Below are 19,984 nucleotides of genomic sequence, written 5' to 3'. Positions count from 1 at the left end.
TGTGGCCTGATCGAGGTCGGACCACGGGAGGAGCCGATGGAGGCGGTCGAACGGCAGTCCGGCCTGGACGTGCTGCGGACGACGTCGCACCCGCCGCTGCCGGCGGGCGGCCAGCCGCGCTGGGTGTGTGTGGAGGAGGGCGACGTGGTGATCGCCGCGGTGCCCCGGGCCGCCCGCGCGCTGGCCGGGCTGATCGAGGCGGTGCTGGGCTTCGCGATCCGCAGCACGCTCCGCCCCGACGGCGACCACGTGCTGCTCGACCTGCGGGTCAGCTACCTGCGACCGGTGCCGCCGACCGCCGGCGAGGTGTACGTCCGCGGCTGGGTCCGGGAGTCCGGCCACCAGGTCCGGTTCGCCGAGGCCGACGTCTGCGACGTGGCCGGCGGCGTGCTGGCCACCGCGTCCGCCACCTGCCTCGTGGTGTCTGCGGAGGAGAGGACCCGATGAACACGATGCCTTTGGGCAGGCCCGAGCACTGCCCGTACGACCCGCCGGCCGAGCTCAGCCGGCTGCGGCGTGACGAGCCGGTGTCGCTGGTGCTCACACCTGCGGGCACGCCGGCCTGGCTGGTCACTCGGCACGAGGACGCGCGCCACGTGCTGGCCGACCGGCGGTTCAGCGCCCACGGGCCGGGCGCGGCGAGTGGTCTGCTTGACTCGGACGGCGATCAGCACGCCCGCCTGCGCCGGCTACTGGTGCCGGAGCTGACGATCAGGCGGGCTGACGGTTGGCGGCCACGCGTCCGCGCGATGGCCGAGGACCGGTCCGAAGCCCTGGAGTCGCCGGCCGACCTCGTCGCCGACTACGCCCGGCCGCTGGCCGGCCAGGTCCTCGGCGAGCTCGTCGGCCTGCCCGACGGTTTCCCGCCGGACGCCGCCGCGCTGCGGCCGCGGCTGGCCGACGTGGTCGAGCAGCGGCGGCGCACCCCGACGACCGATTTGATCAGCGGTTTCCTGCGGCAGGCTGCGGTGCTGCCGGAGCCGCCGTCGACCGCGGAGATGGTCGACCTCGCGGTGGCGGCGCTGCTGGCCGGCTATGAGACGTCGGTCGGCATGCTGTCGCTGAGCGCCCTGGTGCTGCTGGACGATCCGCGCCGGGTGGCGTCGCTGACCGAGGGCGAGGTCGCCGTGACGGTCGCGGTCGAGGAGCTGCTGCGTTACCTGTCGGTGGTTCAGCACGGCATCACCCGCTACGCCACCGAGCACGTGCGGGTCGGGGATCAGCTGGTGCGCGAGGGGGAGTGCGTGGTGGTGTCGGTGAGCTCGGCCAACCGCGATCCCGAGGTCTTCCACCACCCGGACGAGCTGCGCCTCGTCCGCCCGATTTCCCGAGCGCATCTCGCTTTCGGCTACGGCCCGCACCAGTGCGCCGGCAGCCAGCTCGCCCGGGTGCTGCTCCAGGAGGGCCTGAGCGCGCTGTTCGGCCCGCATCCACGGATGCGGCTGGCCAAGCCGCGGGCCGAGCTGGTGTTCACGGACCGGTCGCCGGTGCACGGATTGCGGGCGCTGCCCGTGCACTGGTGACGATCGTCAGCACTGCTGACTATCCCGGCCGGTGACCGTCCTAGAATGGCGGGGGTGTTGACGTTCACGGTGCTCGGTCCGGTGACGGCCGCCCGCGACGGCGATCCCGTCGAGCTGGGCCCGCCGCAGCAGCGTGCCGTGCTGGCCCTGCTGCTGGCCAAGGCGGGCAAGCCGGCCGGGCAGTCGGAGCTGATCGACCTGGTGTGGGGCGAGCGGGCCCCGACCAGTGCCGCCAACCTCGTGCACCGCTACGTCGGCGCGCTGCGCCGGGCCCTGGAGCCGGGGCTGACCACCCGCCGTCAGGGCGAGCTGCTGACCAGGCAGGCCGGTGGCTACGAGCTGCTCGTCGACCCCGACGCGTGCGACCTGTCCCGATTCCGTGCACTCGTCGCGCGGGCCAACATGTCGGCCGGTCTCGACGACTACGTGGCCGCCCTGGAGCTGGTGCGGGGCCGCTGCGCCGCCGAGGTGGGCCGGTCGCATCCGGTGTTCGCCGAAGTCGATCACGAGATCGCCGACGCCGCCCGGGCCGCCGCCGACCGAGCGCTTGCCCTCGGGCGTCCCGAAGTGGTGCTGGCCGGGGTGCGGCGGGTCGCCGGCTGGATGCCGTTGGATGAAGCGCTGCACGTGCGGTTGATGCGGTTGCTGGTGGCGCTCGGGCAGCCGGGTGCCGCCGAGGATGTCTACCGGGACATCGCGCAGCGGCTCGTCGACCAACTCGGCATCGACCCCGGCAAGGAGCTGCGGGCCGCGCTGCGGATGGCCGACGTGCGGGCCGCCGTGCTGCGGCCGGCCCAGCTGCCGGCCGACGTGCGGTCCTTCGCCGGCCGCGACGACGAGCTCGCGGCCATGGACCGCTGGGCCGACGAGTCGGTGGAAGTCCTTTGTCTGGAAGGTATGCCCGGCGCGGGAAAGTCCACTTTGGCCGTTCGCTGGGCGCAGCGCAGCCGCCATCGCTTCCGCGACGGCCAGCTGTACGTGAACCTGCACCATACCGGCCCGGACAGCGCCGTGCCGATGCTGCGGTCGTTCCTGCGGGCCCTGGGGCTGCCGGCCGACCAGGTGCCGGAGAGCCTGGACGAGCTGGTCGCCGAGTACCGGCGGATGACCGCCGGCAAGGAGCTGCTGGTGGTCGTGGACGGCGCGTGCCGCGTCGAGCAGGTGCGGGGGCTGGCGGCGCCCGGTGCGCTGGTGGTGGTGACGTGCAAGCGGAGGTTGCCGGGGTTGTCCGAGGTAGGCAAGGTGGGTGTGGTGTCCGTCGGCATGCTGGACCCCGGGCAGTCGCGGGAATTGCTCACCCGCCGCCTCGGGGCCGCCCGGATCGACGCGGAACCGGTTGCGGCCGAACGGATCGTGCAGGCCTGCGGCGGGCTGCCGCTGGCCCTGTCGCTGGTCGCCGCGCGGCTGCTGATGAATCCCGGCTTCACCCTGGCCTCGGTGGTCGACGACCTGACCACCGTGTTCGGCGGCAGCGGCCTGCGGACCGTGTTCTCGTGGTCGTACGAACGGCTCGGCGCGGACGCCGCGCGGCTGTTCCGGTTGCTGGGCCTGCATCCCCTCGACGGCTTCTCGGCTCCCGTCACGGCCCGGCTGCTCGACGTCGACCCGCCGACCGCCGAGGCCGCCCTGGCCGAACTCGTCGACTCGTGGCTCGTCGACCAGCCGCGGCCCGGCCGGTACCGCGCGCACGGGCTCGTGATGGCCTACGCCCACGACCTCAGCCAGGAGATCGACTCCGACGCCGCCCGGACCGCCGCCCGGACCCGGATGGTCGAGCACTACGTGCAGGGCGCGCAGTGGGCCCACGACAGCCTGGCCGCGGCCCGCAACGAGCGGGAGGCCGTCGCCTGGTACACCGCCGAGTACGAGGTGGTCGAGACCCTCATCCGGCAGGTCGACGAGCCGTGGCGGCTCACCATTCCCATGCAGCGCTTCTATCTTCGGCGGGGGCTGTTGCAGGACTGGGAGGACAGCGTCCGGCTCAGCCTGGCCAGGGCGGTCGACCCGGGACCCCGGGCCCGGCTGCTGATGGGCCTGGCCGGCGTCTCCCAGTGCACCGGCCGGTTCGACGAAGCTGTGACCCTGTATAGGGAATCCCTCATCGTCGGCAAGGAGGTGGACGACCCCAAGCGGGTGATCATCACCCTGATCGGCCTGGCCGGCGTCGAGGAATCCCGTGGTGACAGGAAAACCGCCGGCATCGTGCTCACCGAGGCCTGGCAGATCCTGGAAACCCGCCTGGGGGTGGAAGGCGGTCCGCTGCCCGACGACACCAAGATCCTGCTCCGGTACCTGCTCGACGCCGGTGCGGACCTCGGCCTGTTCGAGGCCGAAGTGGTCCGTGCCCGCCTGGCTTCCGCGCTGGAGTAGAGATTCCCCTTAGATGGCCCCGATTTTCAGGGCGTAGGCCACCGCGTGGGCGCGGTTGCGGAGGTTGTGGCGGCTCAGCAGGTCCTTGAGGATGCGCTTGATGGTGTGCTCGGAGTACCGCAGTTCACGGGCGATGTCGGCGTTTTCCGCGCCCTGGGCGACCAGGCGCAGCACGGCGACCTCGCGGGCGTCGAGGCCGGCGGCGCCGTAGCCGGTGGTGGTGATGAGCATGTGGTCGATGCGCCGTAGGTGGTCCACCAGCAGCCGGGCCGCCGAGGGCGGCAGCACCGAACCGCCCTCGGCGGTGGTGACCAGGGCTCTGGTGATGGTGACCAGGTCGGTGGAGCGGCGGGGCAGGAAGCTGACCACGCCGGCGTGCAGGCTGCGCAGCAGTTGCCGGCCGCCCAGGCGATCCGCGACCAGCAGCACCGGGCGGGCGGCGTCGCCGGTGATGACGGCCAGCAACTCGTCGGTGACCTCGGTGGTGATGGCCAGCAGCACCTCGCCCGGCCCGGCCGTGTCGGTGAGGTGCAGCCGCGGATGGTCGGCGATGGCCTGTGCCACCGCGTCCCGCGTCAACGCGTCCTCGACGGCCAGGCGCACCGGGAAGACCTGTTCGGCGCGCGACCCGATCGCGGACACGGTGGCGAGTGCGGTGTTCATGCCCGCCGACGGTAGGCGGCGGCACTGACGAACGAGTGACCGTCGCGGTGTTGTCGGCCCACGCGCACACAACTGTCACAGAACCAGGAGAACGTGGGGGCCACGGGTCGAATGAGAGGGGTGCCCGTTGGATCTGCGTCCGGTTCTCGCTGCCTTTCTGGCCGTGCTGCTCACCTCCGCGTGCGGCAGCAGTGCCGCCGCGCCGTTGGGGGACGCCGACGGTTTCATCCCGGACAACGGCAGCGTCAGCCCGTTCGACACCTCCGTCACGGCGATCCGCAACCTCGACCCGGCCCTGCTGGCCGCGGTGCGACAGGCCGCGCGGGACGCGCAGCGGCACGGCATCACCGTGCAGGTGACTTCGGGCTGGCGCAGCAAGGCGTACCAACAACAACTGCTCGACGACGCCGTGCGGAAGTACGGATCACTGGCCAAGGCCCGGGAATCGGTCAACACCCCGGAGAAGTCGACGCACGTGACCGGCAAGGCCGTCGATCTCGGGCCGACCGACGCCGACGACTGGATCGGCCGCCACGGCACGGACTACGGCCTGTGCCAGGTCTATTCGAACGAGATGTGGCACTTCGAGCTGCTGACCGCGCCGGGCGGGCAGTGCCCGCCGCAGCTGCCCAACGCCGCCGGCTGACCCACCGCCGGGAGCGGTGGGTCAGCCGCGCTCAGCGCCGACGCCACCACAGGTGCCAGACGGCTAACGCCGGGAAGCCGGTGGCCAGGGCGGCGCCGATCACGACCGTGGCCGGCGAGTCGATCTGGGCGCCGGACACGGCGATCACGATGCCGCTGGCGTGCATGGCGACGCAGCCGCCGAGCATGGCCAGCACGGTGCCGAGGGTGAGCGGGCGCAGCTCCGCCAGGCGACGGGCCAGGTGTGGGTCGGTCTCGGTGAGCGATCGTTCGATCTGCGCGAGCGATCGCAGCTCATCGTCACGCAGCGTCATGGCTCCCCCTGCCTGTTGATCGGCTGACTGCTACCATTGTTCCAGGCCGGGGCGGCTGTGTCGAACATGTTTTCGACTTTGCTCCATCTTGGGGTGTGAACGACCGTGTCTTGACGGTGATCGGCAGCCGTCGCTATGGTCTGAACCACATTTCGTTGCTTTTCGTCCGCTCCCGCCCCTCTGGCGCTCGCGACGCCACTTCCGGGGCCACCCTGCAAGGAGTCGGCATGAACATGAATCGAAGGCTGGTCGCCGCCCTCATCGGCGCGATCGCGGCGCCCCTGATCGTCGTGGTCGGCCCGGCGGCACTGGCCAGTGCCCACGGATACGTCAACTCGCCGGCCAGCCGGCAGGCCCAGTGCGCGGCCGGCACGGTGTCCTGCGGCGACATCAAGTACGAGCCGCAGAGCGTGGAAGGCCCGAAGGGTCTGCGCAGCTGTAATGGCGGCGTGGCAAGGTTTGCCGAGCTCAACGACAACAGCAAGCCGTGGAAGGCGGCCAGTGTCGGCAAGTCCGTGACGTTCAACTGGACGTTCACGGCCCGGCACCGCACCACCAACTACGAGTACTACGTCGGCGGCAGCAAGGTCGGCGACTTCAGTGGCAACAACCAGGTTCCGCCGGCCACCGTGTCGCACACGGTCAACCTGAGCGGCCACACCGGCCGGATCACGGTGCTGGCCATCTGGAACATCGCCGACACGGCGAACGCCTTCTACTCCTGCATCGACCTACAGGTGAGCTGAGTCGGCAAATGAGCTGAGACAGGCTGGTTCGGGCGTCCACAGTGGACGCCCGAACCGTCACTGCCTGGCCAGGTGCAGTTCCACGCCGTCCAGGATGCGGTCCAGGCCGAATTCCAGGCCCTGGTCCCGGGAATCGTGCCGCGCGGCCGAGGCCAGCGCGGCGACGACGTGCGGAAACCGGTCGGCGCGGGAGGCCAGCACCGCGGTCCAGCCGGCGACGATCTTCTCCTCCGAGTTGTTCGCGGTCTGCTCGACGATCAGCCGGATGTGCCCGGTCAGGGTCACCACGACGTCGAGCATCTGACCGCCGTTGAGGGCGACGCCGTCCAGCGCGGCCAGCGCCTGTTCGACCCAGCCGAGCTCGTTGGGGCCGGTGACGCGCGGCCCCGTGGTGGCGCTGAGCGCCCACGGATGCGCCCGCATGCGTTCGTACATGGCCAAAGTCCAGGCCCGTAGCTTCGGCCGCCAACCGCCCTCGATGTCGTCCAGCGACGGCGGTTCGCCCATCGCGGTGTCGGCCATCAGCGCGACCAGTTCGTCCTTGCCGGGCACGTATCGGTACGTGGCCATCTTCGTCACGCCCAGCGCCTCGGCGACCCGCTGCATCGTCACCGCCGTGAGGCCCTCGGCGTCGGCCAGTTCGATGCCGACCCGCGCGAGGTCGCCCACCGTGAGCGTCGGCCTCGGCCCGCGGCGCGGTCCGGTGGGCTCGCCCCACAGCAGTTCGATCACATCCATCCAGACTCCCGCTTGCCCTCGCCGGCTAACTGTGTCTATCGTACACTGTGTCTGAGGGACGCAATTAACGGGAGGCGATCATGCGGGCACTGATCTCGGGCGCGGGTGTGGCCGGGCCGGCGCTGGCCACGGCGTTGGGGCGGCACGGCATCGAGGCGACGGTCGTCGAGGCCGCCGACAAGCTGCGGACCAGCGGCTTCGCCGTGGATTTCCGTGGCGCGACGCACAAAGCGGTGCTGACCGAACTGGGGGTCCTGGACGAGCTGATCGCGGTCCAGACCCACGGCGGCGCCATGCAATCGGTCGACGAGCACGGCCGGGAGATTTTCCGCTTACCGGAGGAGTTTGCCGGCGGCGAGGTGGAGGTCCGGCGCAGCGACCTGTCCAGAATCCTCTACGAGCGCAGTCTGGCCCATGCCGACTACCTGTTCGGCGACACCATCACCGGCCTTGCCGAGACGGCGGACGGCGTGCGCGTCGACTTCGCCAAGGCGCAGACGCGGACGTTCGACATCGTGATCGGGGCGGACGGCCTGCACTCGGGTGTGCGGCGGTTGGCGTTCGGGCCGGAGAGCGACCATGTCAAGCACCTCGGCTACTACCTCGCCGGCTGGGACCTGCCCAACGACCGCGGCTATGGCACGACCGCCGTGCAGTACAACGTGCCCGGTCGGATGGCCAGTGTCAGCGCCGACTTCCGGGATCCGAGCCGGGCCGGCGCGCTGTTCGTGTTCGCGGGGGAGCGGCGGGATGTCGACTGGCGCGACCTGGGCCGGCAGCGGCAGATGATCACCGAGGCATTCGCTGGCATGCGGTGGCACGTCCCGTATCTGCTGGACACTCTGGGCAATGTGGACGAAATGTACTTCGACTCGATCAGTCGGGTCCGGGCTCCGCGGTGGACCAAGGGGCGGGTCGCGCTGCTCGGCGACGCCGCGTGGGGCGTGACTCTCGGCGGCATGGGCGTGGGCACCGGCGTTGTCGGCGCGTATGTGCTGGCCGGGGAGCTCTCGCTGGCCCGGGGTGATCACCGGGCGGCCTTCGTGGCGTATGAGCGGCGGATGCGGGCCTACGCCGGCCGGTGGCAGAAGGGCGCGAGCCCCGGCCAGTTCCTCGCGCCGTCCAACGCGGCCCTGTTGTGGCTGCGCAACACCATGTTCGCCACCAGGACCTTGCAGAAGATGATGGTCGCCGGCACCACCAGGCTGGCCGCCGACATCGAGCTGCCGGACTACTCGGCGGCCTGAGCTCGTCTCGGGTTCATATCCTTGACGGCCCCATCGGACGGGTCTACCCTTCCGAATCAATAGGAAGGTAAGTTTCCTAAACACCGATGTGAGGCGGCCTCGGCCGCCGAACCGGAAATCACTGCCGCCACAGGGGTTTCTACTCAAGCGAACGCGCTTCGCGGAGGGATCCTGATGGGCGCTCGGTGGCGGTGGTCGGCGGTGCTGGTGGTCGCGCTGGTGGCCGCCTGCGGCACGGCCCAGTCCACGCCAGCGGACAACTCGTTGCCACTGAAGACAATTCCCACCAGGCAGGGCCCGGCCGGGTCGGTGCTCACCCAGCGTGGCGACAACACCCGGCTCGGCTGGTATGCCAACGAGACCACGCTGACCACCGCCGCCGTGGCCGGCCCGTTCGGCCGCAGACGGTCGCTACCGGTCGACGGCAAGATCTACGCCCAGCCCCTGTACTTCTCCGACCACGGTCGTGACATCGTTGTCGCGGCCACCGAACACGGCACCGTCTACGCGTTCGACGCGGCCAGCGGCGCGACGGTGTGGCAGACCTCGGTGATCGAGCCCGGGGCCCGGCCGTTCCAGGCGGCGACCGATCACGTGGCCGACAACCGGCTCTGCGACTCGATCACGCCCGAGGTCTCGATCACCAGCACGCCGGTGATCGACTGGGCGGCCCGGACGCTGTACGTGCTGGCCCTGGATGTCGAGTCGGGGCAGCTGAAGTACCGCCTGAACGCCCTGAATCTGAGTACTGGCAAGCGTTTGCGAACCTCGTCGGTGGTGGCGGCGACCGTCGACGGCACCGGCCTGGACGCCGTCGGCAGCAAGGTTTCCTTCAGCGCCAAGGACGAACAGCAGCGGATGGGGCTGGCGCTGGTCGACGGGACCGTCTACGCGGGATTCGGCTCCTGGTGCGGACTCGCGCCGTACCACGGCTGGCTTTTCGGGTTCCGTGTCAACGACGATCGGGCCCCCACGCTCGATCAGTCGGTCACCTACAACACCAGCCCCGACGACTACGCCGCTGGGCTCTGGGAGTCGCAGGCCGGCGTCACCGCCGACGAGCACGGCGACGTGCTTCTGGTCACCGGCAACGGATCCTTCAATCTCGACCGCGGCGGCCACAACGCCGGCGACACCGTGCTGCGGCTGCGTCGGGAGGGCGGGACGCTGCGTCCGGTCGACACGTTCACGCCGTACGACCAGGAGTGCCGGGCCCGACACGACCAGGACCTCGGCTCCGGATCGCCCCTTGTGGTGCCCGGCCACGACGAACTCCTGCTGTCGTCCAAGACCGGCTCGGTGTACGTGTTAGACCGCGATCGCCTCGGCGGCTACACACCGCTGACCGACGCGTGCAAGCACCACGATCGCACCGACGTCGACAAGGTCAAGCAGGAGCTGACGATCAACACCGTGGCTGGCGGCATGTGGGGCACCTGGGCCTATTGGCGCGGCCCCACCGGCGAATACGTCTACGGCAGCGGCGCCGGCAGCCGGCTCACCCAGTGGCGGCTCGGCCCCGACGGCCGCCTCCAGCCGACTCCCAAGGCCCAAGCGCCTGAGGCTTTTGCCTTCCCCGGCGCGATTCCCGTCGTCTCCAGCAACGGGTCCACATCGGACACCGGCATCGTGTGGACGGTCGACGGCAAGGACGGCGCCACCCTGCGCGCCTTCGACGCCGCCGACATCGGCCACGAGCTGTGGAACAGCGACCGGGACAAGGCTCGGGACGGGCTGGACGACACCGGCGGCTTCAACCACTTCGTCGCCGCCACCGTCGCGGGCGGCCAGGTGTTCGTCGGCGACCAAGGCCACCTGGAGATCTACGGAACCTTCTGACTCCGCCGCACAACCCTGCCAATCCTGTGGAGGAGCTTCCATGCTCAGAAGAGTGTTGTTGGCCCTGCTGGTGGTCGTGATGGGCGCGTCGCTGGCCGCCGCCTCGCAGGCGACGGCCGCGCCGCACGACAGCTATCTGGTCACGCTCTACGGCTGGCCCGACAATTCCCCGCCGGGAGGCGACATCGCCTATCCGCAGATCCACCAGTCGGCCGGTGGCACCGGCACCTACGACGACCCGATCACCTTCGCCACCGACAAGGGTGAGCTGGCCCCGGGCACTCGTGTCTACTACCCGTACCTCAAGCGCTACTTCATCATGGAGGACGGCTGCGTCGAGTGCAGCCAGGACTGGCAGAACGGCAAGCGGCACATCGACCTCTGGGTCGGCGGCGAGGGCGGCGACGCCAACGCCGTGATCAACTGCGAGGACGCGCTCACCCAGGACTCCGGTGACGTGATCATCGACCCCGACCCGAACCAGCCGGTCGACAGCGGGTCGGTGTTCAACTCCAGCGACAATTCCTGTTACCAGCCAAGCGGTTCCGCCGCCAAGGCCAACGCCAGGCCGGCCGCCGCCAAGCCAGCCAGTGCCAAACCGGCCAGCGCCAAGCCCAGGTCCGACGACGGCAACCCCACCGCCGACCAACTGCTGGCCAAGACCGCCCAGTGCAACCAGGTCTCCAACGGCACCTACTCCGACAAGAACGGCGGCCAGACCCCGATCTGCGGCGCCGGCGACGCGTACTTCTGGACGTCCGGCATGGCCGTGGACTGCGACGGCCAGCGCACCGCCACCTGCAACGAGAACACCGACTGCTGCTTCTACAACGACACGTCCTTCCACCAGTCCGACGGAAAACCCTTCGACGCCGCCCAGGTTCCCTACGTCGTCATCCCGCTGCCCAGCTCCCGCTGGAACTACGGCGACGCCGGCGTCGAGGGCGGCGACGTGCTCGCCGTGATCTACCACGGGCACGTGGAGTACGCCGTGTTCGGCGACGAGGGTCCCGACGACAGCATCGGCGAGGCCTCCTACGCCACCGCCAAGTCGCTGGGCATCGACCCCGATCCCAAGAACGGCGGCACTTCCGACAAGGTCACCTACATCGTGTTCAAGAACTCCAAGGTCTCGCCGGTCGAGAACCACGAGAGCGCGGTGGCCCAGGGCCGCAAGTTCGCCCAGCAGTTCGTCGACGGCAGCTGACCCGCCGGAGACAGACCCCACCCATGCTGGGAAGGGGGCATTCCTGGCGTTCAACGCCAGGAATGCCCCCTTCCCAGCGTCAGGGGAGGAAGGCGTCGACCAAGGCGTCGGTGAAGTCCCGGGACACGGGCTCGCCGGTGACCAGGACGCGGTAGTGCACGACTCCGATCAGGCGCTCCACGAGGGGGTCGATGTCGGTGTCGGCGGGGAGTTCCTGGCGGGCGACGGCGCGTTCGAAGGGGAGGCGGTCGCGGGCGTGCTGGGCGGCGAGGTGGCCGTCGCGCAGGCGGGTGCCCAGCACGGGGTCGTGCTGGGCCTGGCCGATGAGGGCACGGTAGACGGCGCCGGCGTCGGAGGTGGTGAGGAAGTCGGCCACGGCGGCCAGGTGCTCACGGAGGTCGACCGCCAGCGAACCGTGGTCGGCGGGGGTGAGGGCCTTGGCCTGGTCGTCGCCGAAGGCCTCCAGCAGGATGTCCACTTTGGACGGCCACCAGCGGTAGATGGTCTGCTTGGCCACGCCGGCGCGGGCGGCGATCTTCTCCACGGTCAGGCCGGCGAAGCCGTGTTCGACCAGCAGGTCGTCGGCCGCCTCCAGAACGGACTCGCGCGCCCGCTCGCTGCGCCCGTACCGGTTGCCGTGATGATCGGTGCCCACGGTCACACAGCCTACCGAGTTCTAGACAAGACGCAACGTTGCGTCTACCGTAGCCGTCATGACATCGACCCTGCACGAACCGAACGTGCGAACGCTGCTGGCGAAGCTGTTCGCGGCGGCGGCCAAGGACGAGGAGTTGCCGGCGCGTGAGGTGCCGAAGGACGTCAAGGGGCGCTCGGACGCGCTGGCGGACGTCTACATGCCGGTGTCCGAGGCCGGCGGCCGGCTGCTGTACGCGCTGACCAGGGCGGTCAAGCCGACGACGGTGGTGGAGTTCGGCACCTCGTACGGCATCTCCACGCTGCACCTGGCCGCCGCGGTCAAGGACAACGGCGTCGGCCACGTGTACGGCACCGAGCTGAGTGCGACCAAGGTCACCGCCGCGCGGGCGAATCTGGCGGCGGCGGGACTGACCGACCGTGTGACGATCCTTGCCGGGGACGCCCTCGACACGCTCGCCGGAGTCCCGGGGCCGATCGGCCTGCTGTTGCTGGACGGGTGGAAGGAGCTCACGCTGCCCGTGTTGCGTCTGCTCGAACCGCGCCTGGCGCCCGGCGCGCTGGTGGTCGCCGACGACATCACGCTGCCGTCGATGCGCCCCTACCTGGACCACGTCCGCGACCCGGCCAGCGGCTACCTGGGCGTGGAGTTCCCGGTCGAGGACGGCATGGAGATCAGCTGCCGCCTCTGAGCGGCGGGGGAGAGGGGGACCATACGATGTGCGCCACCTGCGGGGTGCCGACCCACGTGCCGGCCGAAGTGCCGCCGCCGCCGCGCAAGTTCGCGGCCCTGCGCAACGCCGACTGCCGCACGTACCTGATCGGCGCGGCGCTGGCCATGATGGCCGACAACATCGAGCACGTCATCACCTACTGGGTGTTGTGGGAGAAGTTCCAGTCGCCGGCGCTGACCGGCTTCGAGGTGATCAGCCACTGGGTGCCGTTCCTGTTGGGCTCGGTCTACTTCGGCGGCCTGGCCGACCGGTACGACTGCCGCCGGGTGATCCAGGCCGCGCAGGTGCTGTTCATGCTGGTCTCGGTGGCCTGGGGCGTGCTGTTCCTGACCGGGTCGCTGCAGATATGGGAGGCCTGCCTGCTGCTCGTGCTGCACGGCTGCGCCGGCGCCATCTGGGGCCCGGGCGAACAGTTGATGCTGCACGACTTCGTCGGTGAGCGGGAGTTGCCCAGCGCGGTGCGGCTCAACGCCACGTTCCGCAGCCTGGGCATCCTGTTCGGCCCGGTGGTCGGCTCGGCGCTGCTGCTGGGTCTGGGCCCGGTCGCCGGCATCTTCGCCAACGTGCTGTTCTACCTGCCGCTGACGCTGTTCCTGTTCCGCACCAAGTTCACCGGCCACAGCCGGGACGGCGGCGTGGCCAGGACCCGGCTCGGCCTGATGGACTCGATCCGGGTGTTCCGGGAGGTCCGCTCGGACCGCACCATCGTCAGCATGATCATCCTCGGCGGCCTGGGCGCGTTTTTCGTCGGCGCGTCGCTGCAGACGTCGATGCCGATCTACGCCCAGGACCTCGGGGCCGGCAACGCCGGCACCGCCTACGGCGTGCTGCTGTTCGCCAACGGCGCCGGCGGGGTGATCGGCGGCATTCTGCTGGAGGCCACCGGCCGCATCAGACCCACCGTCACCGCGGCCGTGGTCAGCACCGGGATCTATGGCCTGACCAGCCTGTTCTTCGCCACCACCGGTAGTTACGCGCTGGCCGTGGTCGCGCTGCTGATCGGCGGCGTGGCCAACCTGGCCTCCATGTCCATCGGCCAGACGGTCGTGCAGCTGCGGGCCAAACCGGCCGACCGCGGCCGGGTGATCGGCGTCTACGGCGTCGCCGCCAACGGCCTGCGTGCCGGCAGCGGCTTCACCGTCGGACTGCTGGGCGCGGCCGTCGGCGTGCACTGGTCGCTCGGCCTCTCGGCCACCGCCCTCACCCTGGGCACGGGCGTGGCCGGCTGGCACGCGCTGCGCAAGCGCTGACAATTCCGGAATTCATCGGATGGATTTCCACGTGACCGGGGTCATGGTTTCGCCGGAATAGCCGCCAGCTGTATCGAGAACTGAACCGATTTGGATCGCAAACGGGTGTTAGCGCGGCCACCTGCGATTGCGGGAGTGCCTTCTCGGCCCAACACTGGACGATCTGTCGCCCAGCCGAGGAGGCCCCGCCGTGCCCAAGTTCGTCTACGCCTTCGCCGAAGCCAACAAGGACATGAAAGACCTGCTCGGCGGAAAAGGGGCCAACCTGGGCGAGATGACCCGGATGGGCCTGCCGGTGCCGCCGGGATTCACCATCACGACCGAGGCCTGCCTGGGCTATCTGGCCCACCGCGAATTTCCCGACGGCCTGGCCGACGAGGTGTCGGAGCAGCTGGCCAAGCTGGAGCAGAGCATGGGCAAGACGCTCGGCGATCCCGGCGACCCGTTGCTGGTATCGGTGCGCAGCGGCGCCAAGTTCTCGATGCCGGGCATGATGGAAACCGTCCTGAACGTGGGCCTGAACGACGAGTCGGTGCACGGCCTGGCCCGGCAGGCCGGCAATGAGCGGTTCGCGTGGGACTCCTACCGCCGGCTGATCCAGATGTTCGGCAAGACGGTGCTGGACATCGACGGCGAGCACTTCGAGGACGCGATCGAGGCGGCGAAGGGGGCCAAGGGCGTCCGCAACGACGTGGACCTGGACGCCGACGACCTGCGCCAGCTGGTCGAGGTGTACAAGAAGGTCGTCCACGAGCACGCCGGCCGGGACTTCCCGCAGCAGCCCCGCGAGCAGATGGACCTGGCCGTGCGGGCGGTCTTCGACTCCTGGAACACCGAGCGCGCGGTGATCTACCGCCGCCAGGAGCGCATCCCGTCGGACCTGGGCACGGCGGTCAACATCGTGGCGATGGTGTTCGGCAACATGGGCGACGACTCCGGCACCGGCGTGGCCTTCACCCGCGACCCGGCCAGCGGCGCGCAGGGCATCTACGGCGACTACCTGCAGAACGCCCAGGGCGAGGACGTGGTGGCCGGCATCCGCAACACGGTGCCGCTGCGCGACCTGGAGACCATCGACAAGCGCTCCTACGACGAGCTGCTGCAGATCATGCAGACGCTGGAGGAGCACTACCGGGACCTGTGCGACATCGAGTTCACCATCGAGCGCGGCAAGCTGTGGATGCTGCAGACCCGGGTCGGCAAGCGCACCGCCGCGGCCGCCTTCCGGATCGCCACCCAGCTGGTGGACCAGGGCCTGATCGACATGACCGAGGCGCTGGCCCGGGTCAACGGCGCGCAGCTGGCCCAGCTGATGTTCCCGCGCTTCGACGAGAAGGCCGACCGCCACAAGATCGGCCAGGGCATGAACGCCTCGCCCGGCGCGGCGGTGGGCAAGGTGGTCTTCGACTCGTACACGGCGGTCAAGTGGTCGCGCTCGGGGGAGAAGGTCATCCTGGTGCGCCGCGAGACCAACCCGGACGACCTGAACGGCATGATCGCGGCCAACGGCATCCTGACCAGCCGCGGCGGCAAGACCTCGCACGCGGCGGTGGTGGCCCGCGGCATGGGCAAGACCTGTGTCTGCGGCGCGGAGGAACTGGACGTCAACACCAAGGAACGCGTGCTGCGCGCCCCGCACGGCGTCACCGTGCACGAGGGTGACGTGATCTCCATCGACGGCGCGACCGGCGAGGTGTTCCTGGGCGAGGTGCCGGTGGTGGACTCGCCGGTGGTGCGGTACTTCGAGGGCGAGATCGACCCGGCCGCCGAGGAGGCCGACGACCTGGTGCGGGCGGTGCACCGGATGATGGGCCACGCCGACGGCGTGCGGCGGATGGCGGTGCGCACCAACGCCGACACCCCGGAGGACGCGGCCCGCGCCCGGCGGTTCGGCGCGCAGGGCATCGGCCTGTGCCGCACCGAGCACATGTTCCTGGGCGAGCGACGGTCCCTTGTGGAGCGACTGATCCTGGCCGACACCGACGAGGCGCGGGAGCGCCAGCTCGGCGAGCTGCTTCCGTTGCAGCGCCAGGACTTCATCGAGCTGCTGGAGGCGATGGACGGCCTGCCGGTGACGATCCGGCTGCTCGACCCGCCGCTGCACGAGTTCCTGCCGGACATCACCGAGCTGTCGGTGCGGGTGGCGGTGGCGGAATCCCGTGGTGAGAACCGGGAGAACGACCTGCGGCTGCTGCAGGCCGTGCACCGGCTGCACGAGCAGAACCCGATGCTGGGCCTGCGGGGCGTGCGGCTGGGCGTGGTCATCCCCGGCCTGTTCCAGATGCAGGCCCGGGCCATCCTGGAGGCGGCCGCGCACCGGATCAAGGCCGGCGGCGTGCCGCGGGTGGAGATCATGGTGCCGCTGGTGGCCAACGTGCAGGAGTTCGAGACCGTCAAGCAGGACATCATCCAGGTGGCCCGCGAGGTCCGGGAGGCCGAGACGACGCACCTGGAGTTCCTCATCGGCACCATGATCGAGCTGCCGCGGGCGGCGCTGACCGCGGACCAGATCGCCGAGGCGGCCGAGTTCTTCTCCTTCGGCACCAACGACCTCACCCAGACCACCTGGGGCTTCTCCCGGGACGACGTGGAGGCGGCGTTCTTCTCGGCCTACCTGGAGAAGGGCATCTTCGGTGTCAGCCCGTTCGAGTCGATCGACCGGGACGGCGTCGGCGAGCTGGTGCGGATCGCCTCGGAGAAGGGCCGGGCCCAGCGGCCGGGCCTGAAGCTGGGCGTGTGCGGCGAGCACGGCGGCGACCCGGACAGCGTGCAGTTCTTCAACGAGGTCGGGCTGGACTACGTGTCGTGCTCGCCGTTCCGGGTGCCGGTGGCCCGGCTGGAGGCCGGCCGGGCGACGTCGGCCAGGCGGGCCAACGGAAACGGATCCCGCTAGTTCGCGGCGTGCTCGCCGGGCCGTTGCCTGGCGAGCACGCCGGCGGCCAGCGCGGCGACGACCAGGATCGCCGCGGCCAGCAGCAGCGCCGGCTGATATCCGTTGTGCAGCAGGGGAGCGGCGGCCAGCGGGCCGACGATCTGGCCGACCGAGTAACCGGCGGTCAGCAGCGCCACGGAGCGGGGGAACCGCAGGTCCGCGCCGGTGGCCAGGGACAGCGTGGCGATACCGATGAACGTGCCGCCGAACAGCACGGCGGCCACCAGAGCGGCGGCCACGTTGTTCAGAAGTGCCGGCAGGGCAACGCCGATCGCCTGCACCAGCAGCGCCACGACCAGCAGCCACGGCCGCGACCAGCGTCGCCCCAGCCAGGCCCACAAGGCGGCCGACGGCGTGGCGGCGAGCCCGACGATCACCCAGGCGCCGCTGCCGAGCCAGCCGGGAGAGGTCTGGTCGATGGCCGCGACCAGGAACGTGCCGGCGATGATGTAGCCGACGCCTTCCAGGCTGTAGCTGGTGAACAGCGCCGCGAACGACCGGTTGGCGCGGGCCGGTTTCTCCACAGTGGACTCGGTGTCCGGCTCCGGGTGCGTGTTCCACGCGGGAATCGCGAACAGCGCGGCCAGTGCGGCCGCGGACCACCACGCCGTCGACCAGTCGCCCACGGTGCGGAGAACCAGCACCAGCACGCCGGAAAGCGCGATACCGCCGCCGATCCCGCCGAAGGCCCAGCCGGGCAGGTGCGCGGGATGCTCACGGAGATGGTGCAGGGCCGAGCCGACGGCGGCGACAAACGTCACCGCGCTGGCGATGCCGGCGATGAGCCGGAGTGCCAGCCACACGATCACGTTGTGGGCCAACGGCATCGCGGCCAACGTGAGCACGATTGCCAGCAGCGAGGCGCGGGCCACGACCGGCCGGCGGAACACCGGCAGCGTCCCGGCCAAGGCCCCGATCAGGTAGCCGACGTAGTTGGACGTCGCCAGCGCGGCCCCGCCCTGGGCCGACAGACCGGCCTGTGCGCTCATCAGCGGCAGGATCGGCGTGTAGACGAACCGGCCGATGCCCATGCTGGCGGCCAGTGCGGCGGCGGACCGCCCGACGTGCAACCAGGGCGTGCGCGGTGGGGCGATGGTCACCACTGGTTCAGCACGGGGTCGTTCGGGTGCGACTCCAGCTCCACGATCTCCGGGCTCATCCACTGCCACAGCGGCAGCGTGCCGAGCACGTTGTCCAGCAGGTCCCGCTCGTCCTCGGCCCGCCAGATGCCGATGCTGCGCTTCTCGCCGGCCGGCCGCCAGATCCGGTACAGGTGCCCGGTGGCGGCGAGTTCCTTGGCCCGCTCGTGCTCGGCGGCGCGGCGGCGGTCGACCTCGGCCGGGTCGGCGCCGTCCGGAATGGTGGTGGTGATGGTGACGACGAAGTCCTTCATGCCCCCATCTTGGGCCCGTGGCCTGCGACAACGCCACGACCGGCTGACTCACCTGTGATAGGCCCGGCCTCCTAGGATCGTCCCGTGGAGCTACGCCAGCTGAGGTATTTCGTCGCGGTAGCTACGCATCTTCTAGTGCACACTCGGTGTCATGGGACCTTCGCAGCCGCGACGTGAACGGGGTCGGACGCTCATCGAGCACGACCCTGACCAGCTAGTTTGGATCCTGTCTGCCCGTGAGTCCAGGGAGACGCCAGGCAGTGCCCCGGAGGGTGAGAGTCAGGTCGACTACCAGCTCAGCGACCTACGGGAGTTCGTCGGCCAGATCGGCGGTCGCATCGAGCGCGAGGTCCCAGAGCCGAACGTGTCATCGTTCAAGCGGAAGCGTGTCCTGTTGCCGGACGGCACCTACGGGTACCGGGTAGTGCGGCCTGACTGGGAATCCATCCTGACGTCACTGCGACGGCGCGAAGCCAACGCTCTTGCTGTGCCGGATATCGACCGTGCCACCCGGGATCCACGTATTCTGGAAGACCTTATTGACGCCGTCGAATTGTATGGCGTCTACGTGGTTAGTATAACCGGCAACATCGACTTGTCCACCGATGCTGGTATCGACTCCGCCCGGAGTTTGGTTAATCAGCGCAACAGTGAGTCTCGAAACACGTCGCGCCGTGTCAGCGACGGGAAGCGTCGGGCGGCGAAGGCTGGAAAGAATCATGGCGGTCCTAAGCGTCCATTCGGATGGCGAAAGGATCGACTTGCTTTGAATAAGCGTGAATCAATGCATATTCACAAAGCGGTTCTCCGTATTATTGGCGGAATGGGCGCACTGGCGCTTGCTCGCGAATGGAACGAGCGAAAAATCCCAACCGTCACTGGCGCTGAATGGAGGGCTGCCACTCTTCGGAACATGCTCCTGAACCCGCGCATGTGTGGCATGGTCGTGTATCGCGGTGAGATTCTGAGGGACGAGTCTGGCGCTCCTGTGCGCGGCAAATGGGAACCGATTCTTACCGACGACGAATACGCCAAGGTTGTGCGGGCATGGCGGCCGGCTGAGGAGGGTGAGCAGTCGCGCGTAACCGGCAAGGGGCGTGGCTACCGGACCATTCATCTTTTGTCGCCGTTCGTGCGATGCGGTAAGTGTAACTCGCGTATGGTGGGCTCGAATCGGCGGGATACCAAGACAGGTGAGCTGGTCAATATTTACCGCTGTCCAGCTAAGGGGCAGGGTGGGTGTGGCAGTTTGGCGCGAGAAGCTGCGCCGATCGACACCTATATTACTGCGCTGGTCATCGCGGATCATCAGCGGATTGCATCGCTGAAAGTGGAAGAACTGCCGCCGTGGCCGAAAGAGAAGGAACTTGCCGACCTGGAAGGTCGAATTAAAGAATCGATACTCAGGTATGAGGCGGGTCAGTACTCGGCAGAGAATCACTTTCCTAGCCTGGCTCGCATGGAAGCAACGCAGTCTACGCTCCGGCGCGAACAGCGCAAGTACAACTCGCAGCAGGATAGGCACAAGAAGGTCATCGCCAACCTGGCGGAGGAGTGGGTGAAGCCGAGCTTCACTACGGAGCAGAAACAGGCGGCGATTGCGCGTACGTTGACGGCCGTCGTGATCGGTGCGGCCGGTAAAGGGGTCCGGTTCCACCCTGGCCAGCTTACGCCGATCTGGCGAGAAGGGTTGTGATTTCGTAAATACGACGAAAGTGGATCGTATCTG

18 protein-coding genes are annotated in these 19,984 nt (G+C 69.4%); 12 read left to right on the top strand and 6 right to left on the bottom strand.

What is annotated here, in order from left to right; translation table 11 throughout:
- Window positions 1-36 precede the first annotated feature (36 nt).
- The 3 genes from JJ691_RS19100 to JJ691_RS19090 are packed head-to-tail and all read left to right on the top strand — an operon-like array spanning window position 37 to window position 3,893.
- Entirely contained in the window at window positions 37-447 is a 411-nt protein-coding gene (locus JJ691_RS19100; RefSeq protein WP_211770102.1) for a PaaI family thioesterase, read from the top strand.
- Window positions 444-1,523 carry a cytochrome P450 gene (locus JJ691_RS19095; protein ID WP_211770101.1) on the top strand — a complete coding sequence of 360 codons (1,080 nt, stop codon included), beginning with the start codon at window positions 444-446 and terminating at the stop codon, window positions 1,521-1,523. The genes JJ691_RS19100 and JJ691_RS19095 overlap by 4 nt, the downstream gene beginning before the upstream one ends.
- Before the next feature lie 54 nt (window positions 1,524-1,577).
- Complete coding sequence (locus tag JJ691_RS19090) at window positions 1,578-3,893, top strand: AfsR/SARP family transcriptional regulator (RefSeq protein WP_211770100.1); 2,316 nt, start codon at window positions 1,578-1,580, stop codon at window positions 3,891-3,893.
- 9 nt (window positions 3,894-3,902) lie between these two features.
- Here the strand turns inward: JJ691_RS19090 and JJ691_RS19085 are convergent, their stop codons facing one another.
- Window positions 3,903-4,556, bottom strand: a complete 654-nt coding sequence (locus JJ691_RS19085) for a helix-turn-helix transcriptional regulator (protein ID WP_211770099.1) — start codon at window positions 4,554-4,556, stop codon at window positions 3,903-3,905.
- 127 nt (window positions 4,557-4,683) lie between these two features.
- Here JJ691_RS19085 and JJ691_RS19080 point away from each other — a divergent pair, with 127 nt between their 5' ends.
- Complete coding sequence (locus JJ691_RS19080; RefSeq protein WP_211770098.1) at window positions 4,684-5,202, top strand: M15 family metallopeptidase; 519 nt, start codon at window positions 4,684-4,686, stop codon at window positions 5,200-5,202.
- A gap of 31 nt (window positions 5,203-5,233) precedes the next feature.
- Here JJ691_RS19080 and JJ691_RS19075 read toward each other — a convergent pair whose 3' ends face one another.
- Window positions 5,234-5,515 (bottom strand): DUF3040 domain-containing protein, encoded by a 282-nt coding sequence (locus tag JJ691_RS19075; RefSeq protein ID WP_211770097.1) that lies wholly within the window; start codon window positions 5,513-5,515, stop codon window positions 5,234-5,236.
- Window positions 5,516-5,748: 233 nt separating this feature from the next.
- Between JJ691_RS19075 and JJ691_RS19070 the strand changes: the two genes are divergently transcribed.
- Window positions 5,749-6,261, top strand: a complete 513-nt coding sequence (locus JJ691_RS19070; protein WP_442912778.1) for a lytic polysaccharide monooxygenase auxiliary activity family 9 protein — start codon at window positions 5,749-5,751, stop codon at window positions 6,259-6,261.
- 57 nt (window positions 6,262-6,318) lie between these two features.
- On the opposite strand, the gene JJ691_RS19065 is transcribed toward JJ691_RS19070, so the two are convergent.
- On the bottom strand, window positions 6,319-6,999 hold the full coding sequence (locus JJ691_RS19065) for a TetR/AcrR family transcriptional regulator (RefSeq protein WP_211770095.1): 681 nt from the start codon (window positions 6,997-6,999) through the stop codon (window positions 6,319-6,321).
- 80 nt (window positions 7,000-7,079) lie between these two features.
- On the opposite strand from JJ691_RS19065, the gene JJ691_RS19060 reads away from it, so the two are divergent.
- From JJ691_RS19060 to JJ691_RS19050, 3 genes are all read left to right on the top strand, one after another.
- Window positions 7,080-8,246: an FAD-dependent monooxygenase gene (locus JJ691_RS19060; RefSeq protein WP_211770094.1), complete on the top strand. Its 1,167-nt coding sequence runs from the start codon at window positions 7,080-7,082 to the stop codon at window positions 8,244-8,246.
- A 174-nt stretch (window positions 8,247-8,420) separates the two neighbouring features.
- Window positions 8,421-10,085: a PQQ-binding-like beta-propeller repeat protein gene (locus JJ691_RS19055; protein WP_211770093.1), complete on the top strand. Its 1,665-nt coding sequence runs from the start codon at window positions 8,421-8,423 to the stop codon at window positions 10,083-10,085.
- Window positions 10,086-10,125: 40 nt separating this feature from the next.
- The gene (locus JJ691_RS19050; RefSeq protein ID WP_249228032.1) at window positions 10,126-11,292 is read left to right on the top strand and encodes a glycoside hydrolase family 75 protein; all 1,167 of its coding nucleotides are present in this window, start codon (window positions 10,126-10,128) and stop codon (window positions 11,290-11,292) included.
- Window positions 11,293-11,371: 79 nt separating this feature from the next.
- Here the strand turns inward: JJ691_RS19050 and JJ691_RS19045 are convergent, their stop codons facing one another.
- A complete protein-coding gene (locus JJ691_RS19045; RefSeq protein ID WP_249228031.1) occupies window positions 11,372-11,947 on the bottom strand; it encodes a TetR/AcrR family transcriptional regulator in 576 nt (191 codons plus the stop codon).
- A gap of 58 nt (window positions 11,948-12,005) precedes the next feature.
- On the opposite strand from JJ691_RS19045, the gene JJ691_RS19040 reads away from it, so the two are divergent.
- From JJ691_RS19040 to ppdK, 3 genes are all read left to right on the top strand, one after another.
- On the top strand, window positions 12,006-12,638 hold the full coding sequence (locus JJ691_RS19040; protein WP_211770091.1) for an O-methyltransferase: 633 nt from the start codon (window positions 12,006-12,008) through the stop codon (window positions 12,636-12,638).
- A 56-nt stretch (window positions 12,639-12,694) separates the two neighbouring features.
- The gene (locus JJ691_RS19035) at window positions 12,695-13,930 is read left to right on the top strand and encodes an MFS transporter (protein ID WP_249228030.1); all 1,236 of its coding nucleotides are present in this window, start codon (window positions 12,695-12,697) and stop codon (window positions 13,928-13,930) included.
- A gap of 190 nt (window positions 13,931-14,120) precedes the next feature.
- Window positions 14,121-16,823 carry a pyruvate, phosphate dikinase gene (gene ppdK / locus JJ691_RS19030; protein ID WP_249228029.1) on the top strand — a complete coding sequence of 901 codons (2,703 nt, stop codon included), beginning with the start codon at window positions 14,121-14,123 and terminating at the stop codon, window positions 16,821-16,823.
- On the opposite strand, the gene JJ691_RS19025 is transcribed toward ppdK, so the two are convergent.
- Window positions 16,820-17,962 (bottom strand): YbfB/YjiJ family MFS transporter, encoded by a 1,143-nt coding sequence (locus JJ691_RS19025; RefSeq protein ID WP_249228028.1) that lies wholly within the window; start codon window positions 17,960-17,962, stop codon window positions 16,820-16,822. The genes ppdK and JJ691_RS19025 overlap by 4 nt on opposite strands.
- Window positions 17,959-18,255, bottom strand: a complete 297-nt coding sequence (locus JJ691_RS19020) for a muconolactone Delta-isomerase family protein (RefSeq protein WP_211770089.1) — start codon at window positions 18,253-18,255, stop codon at window positions 17,959-17,961. Before JJ691_RS19020 ends, JJ691_RS19025 begins: the two co-directional genes overlap by 4 nt.
- A 151-nt stretch (window positions 18,256-18,406) precedes the next feature.
- Between JJ691_RS19020 and JJ691_RS19015 the strand changes: the two genes are divergently transcribed.
- Window positions 18,407-19,951, top strand: coding sequence for a recombinase family protein (locus JJ691_RS19015; RefSeq protein ID WP_211770088.1), 1,545 nt, complete (start codon window positions 18,407-18,409; stop codon window positions 19,949-19,951).
- Window positions 19,952-19,984 lie beyond the last annotated feature (33 nt).

Source organism: Kutzneria sp. CA-103260, from assembly GCF_018263855.1.
Lineage (GTDB): Bacteria > Actinomycetota > Actinomycetes > Mycobacteriales > Pseudonocardiaceae > Kutzneria.
The sequence above is the reverse complement of the archived record's forward strand: the minus strand, read 5'-3'. Positions and strand labels throughout refer to the sequence as shown.

Excerpts from the sequence above, each read along its gene's own strand:
- JJ691_RS19100 (WP_211770102.1), top strand. The coding sequence starts at position 37 with ATGGAGGCGGTCGAACGGCAGTCCGGCCTGGACGTGCTGCGGACGACG.
- JJ691_RS19095 (WP_211770101.1), top strand. The coding sequence starts at position 444 with ATGAACACGATGCCTTTGGGCAGGCCCGAGCACTGCCCGTACGACCCG.
- JJ691_RS19085 (WP_211770099.1), bottom strand. The coding sequence starts at position 4,556 with ATGAACACCGCACTCGCCACCGTGTCCGCGATCGGGTCGCGCGCCGAA.
- JJ691_RS19075 (WP_211770097.1), bottom strand. The coding sequence starts at position 5,515 with ATGACGCTGCGTGACGATGAGCTGCGATCGCTCGCGCAGATCGAACGA.
- JJ691_RS19070 (WP_442912778.1), top strand. The coding sequence starts at position 5,749 with ATGAATCGAAGGCTGGTCGCCGCCCTCATCGGCGCGATCGCGGCGCCC.
- JJ691_RS19065 (WP_211770095.1), bottom strand. The coding sequence starts at position 6,999 with ATGGATGTGATCGAACTGCTGTGGGGCGAGCCCACCGGACCGCGCCGC.
- JJ691_RS19060 (WP_211770094.1), top strand. The coding sequence starts at position 7,080 with ATGCGGGCACTGATCTCGGGCGCGGGTGTGGCCGGGCCGGCGCTGGCC.
- JJ691_RS19055 (WP_211770093.1), top strand. The coding sequence starts at position 8,421 with ATGGGCGCTCGGTGGCGGTGGTCGGCGGTGCTGGTGGTCGCGCTGGTG.
- JJ691_RS19050 (WP_249228032.1), top strand. The coding sequence starts at position 10,126 with ATGCTCAGAAGAGTGTTGTTGGCCCTGCTGGTGGTCGTGATGGGCGCG.
- JJ691_RS19040 (WP_211770091.1), top strand. The coding sequence starts at position 12,006 with ATGACATCGACCCTGCACGAACCGAACGTGCGAACGCTGCTGGCGAAG.
- JJ691_RS19020 (WP_211770089.1), bottom strand. The coding sequence starts at position 18,255 with ATGAAGGACTTCGTCGTCACCATCACCACCACCATTCCGGACGGCGCC.
- JJ691_RS19015 (WP_211770088.1), top strand. The coding sequence starts at position 18,407 with ATGGGACCTTCGCAGCCGCGACGTGAACGGGGTCGGACGCTCATCGAG.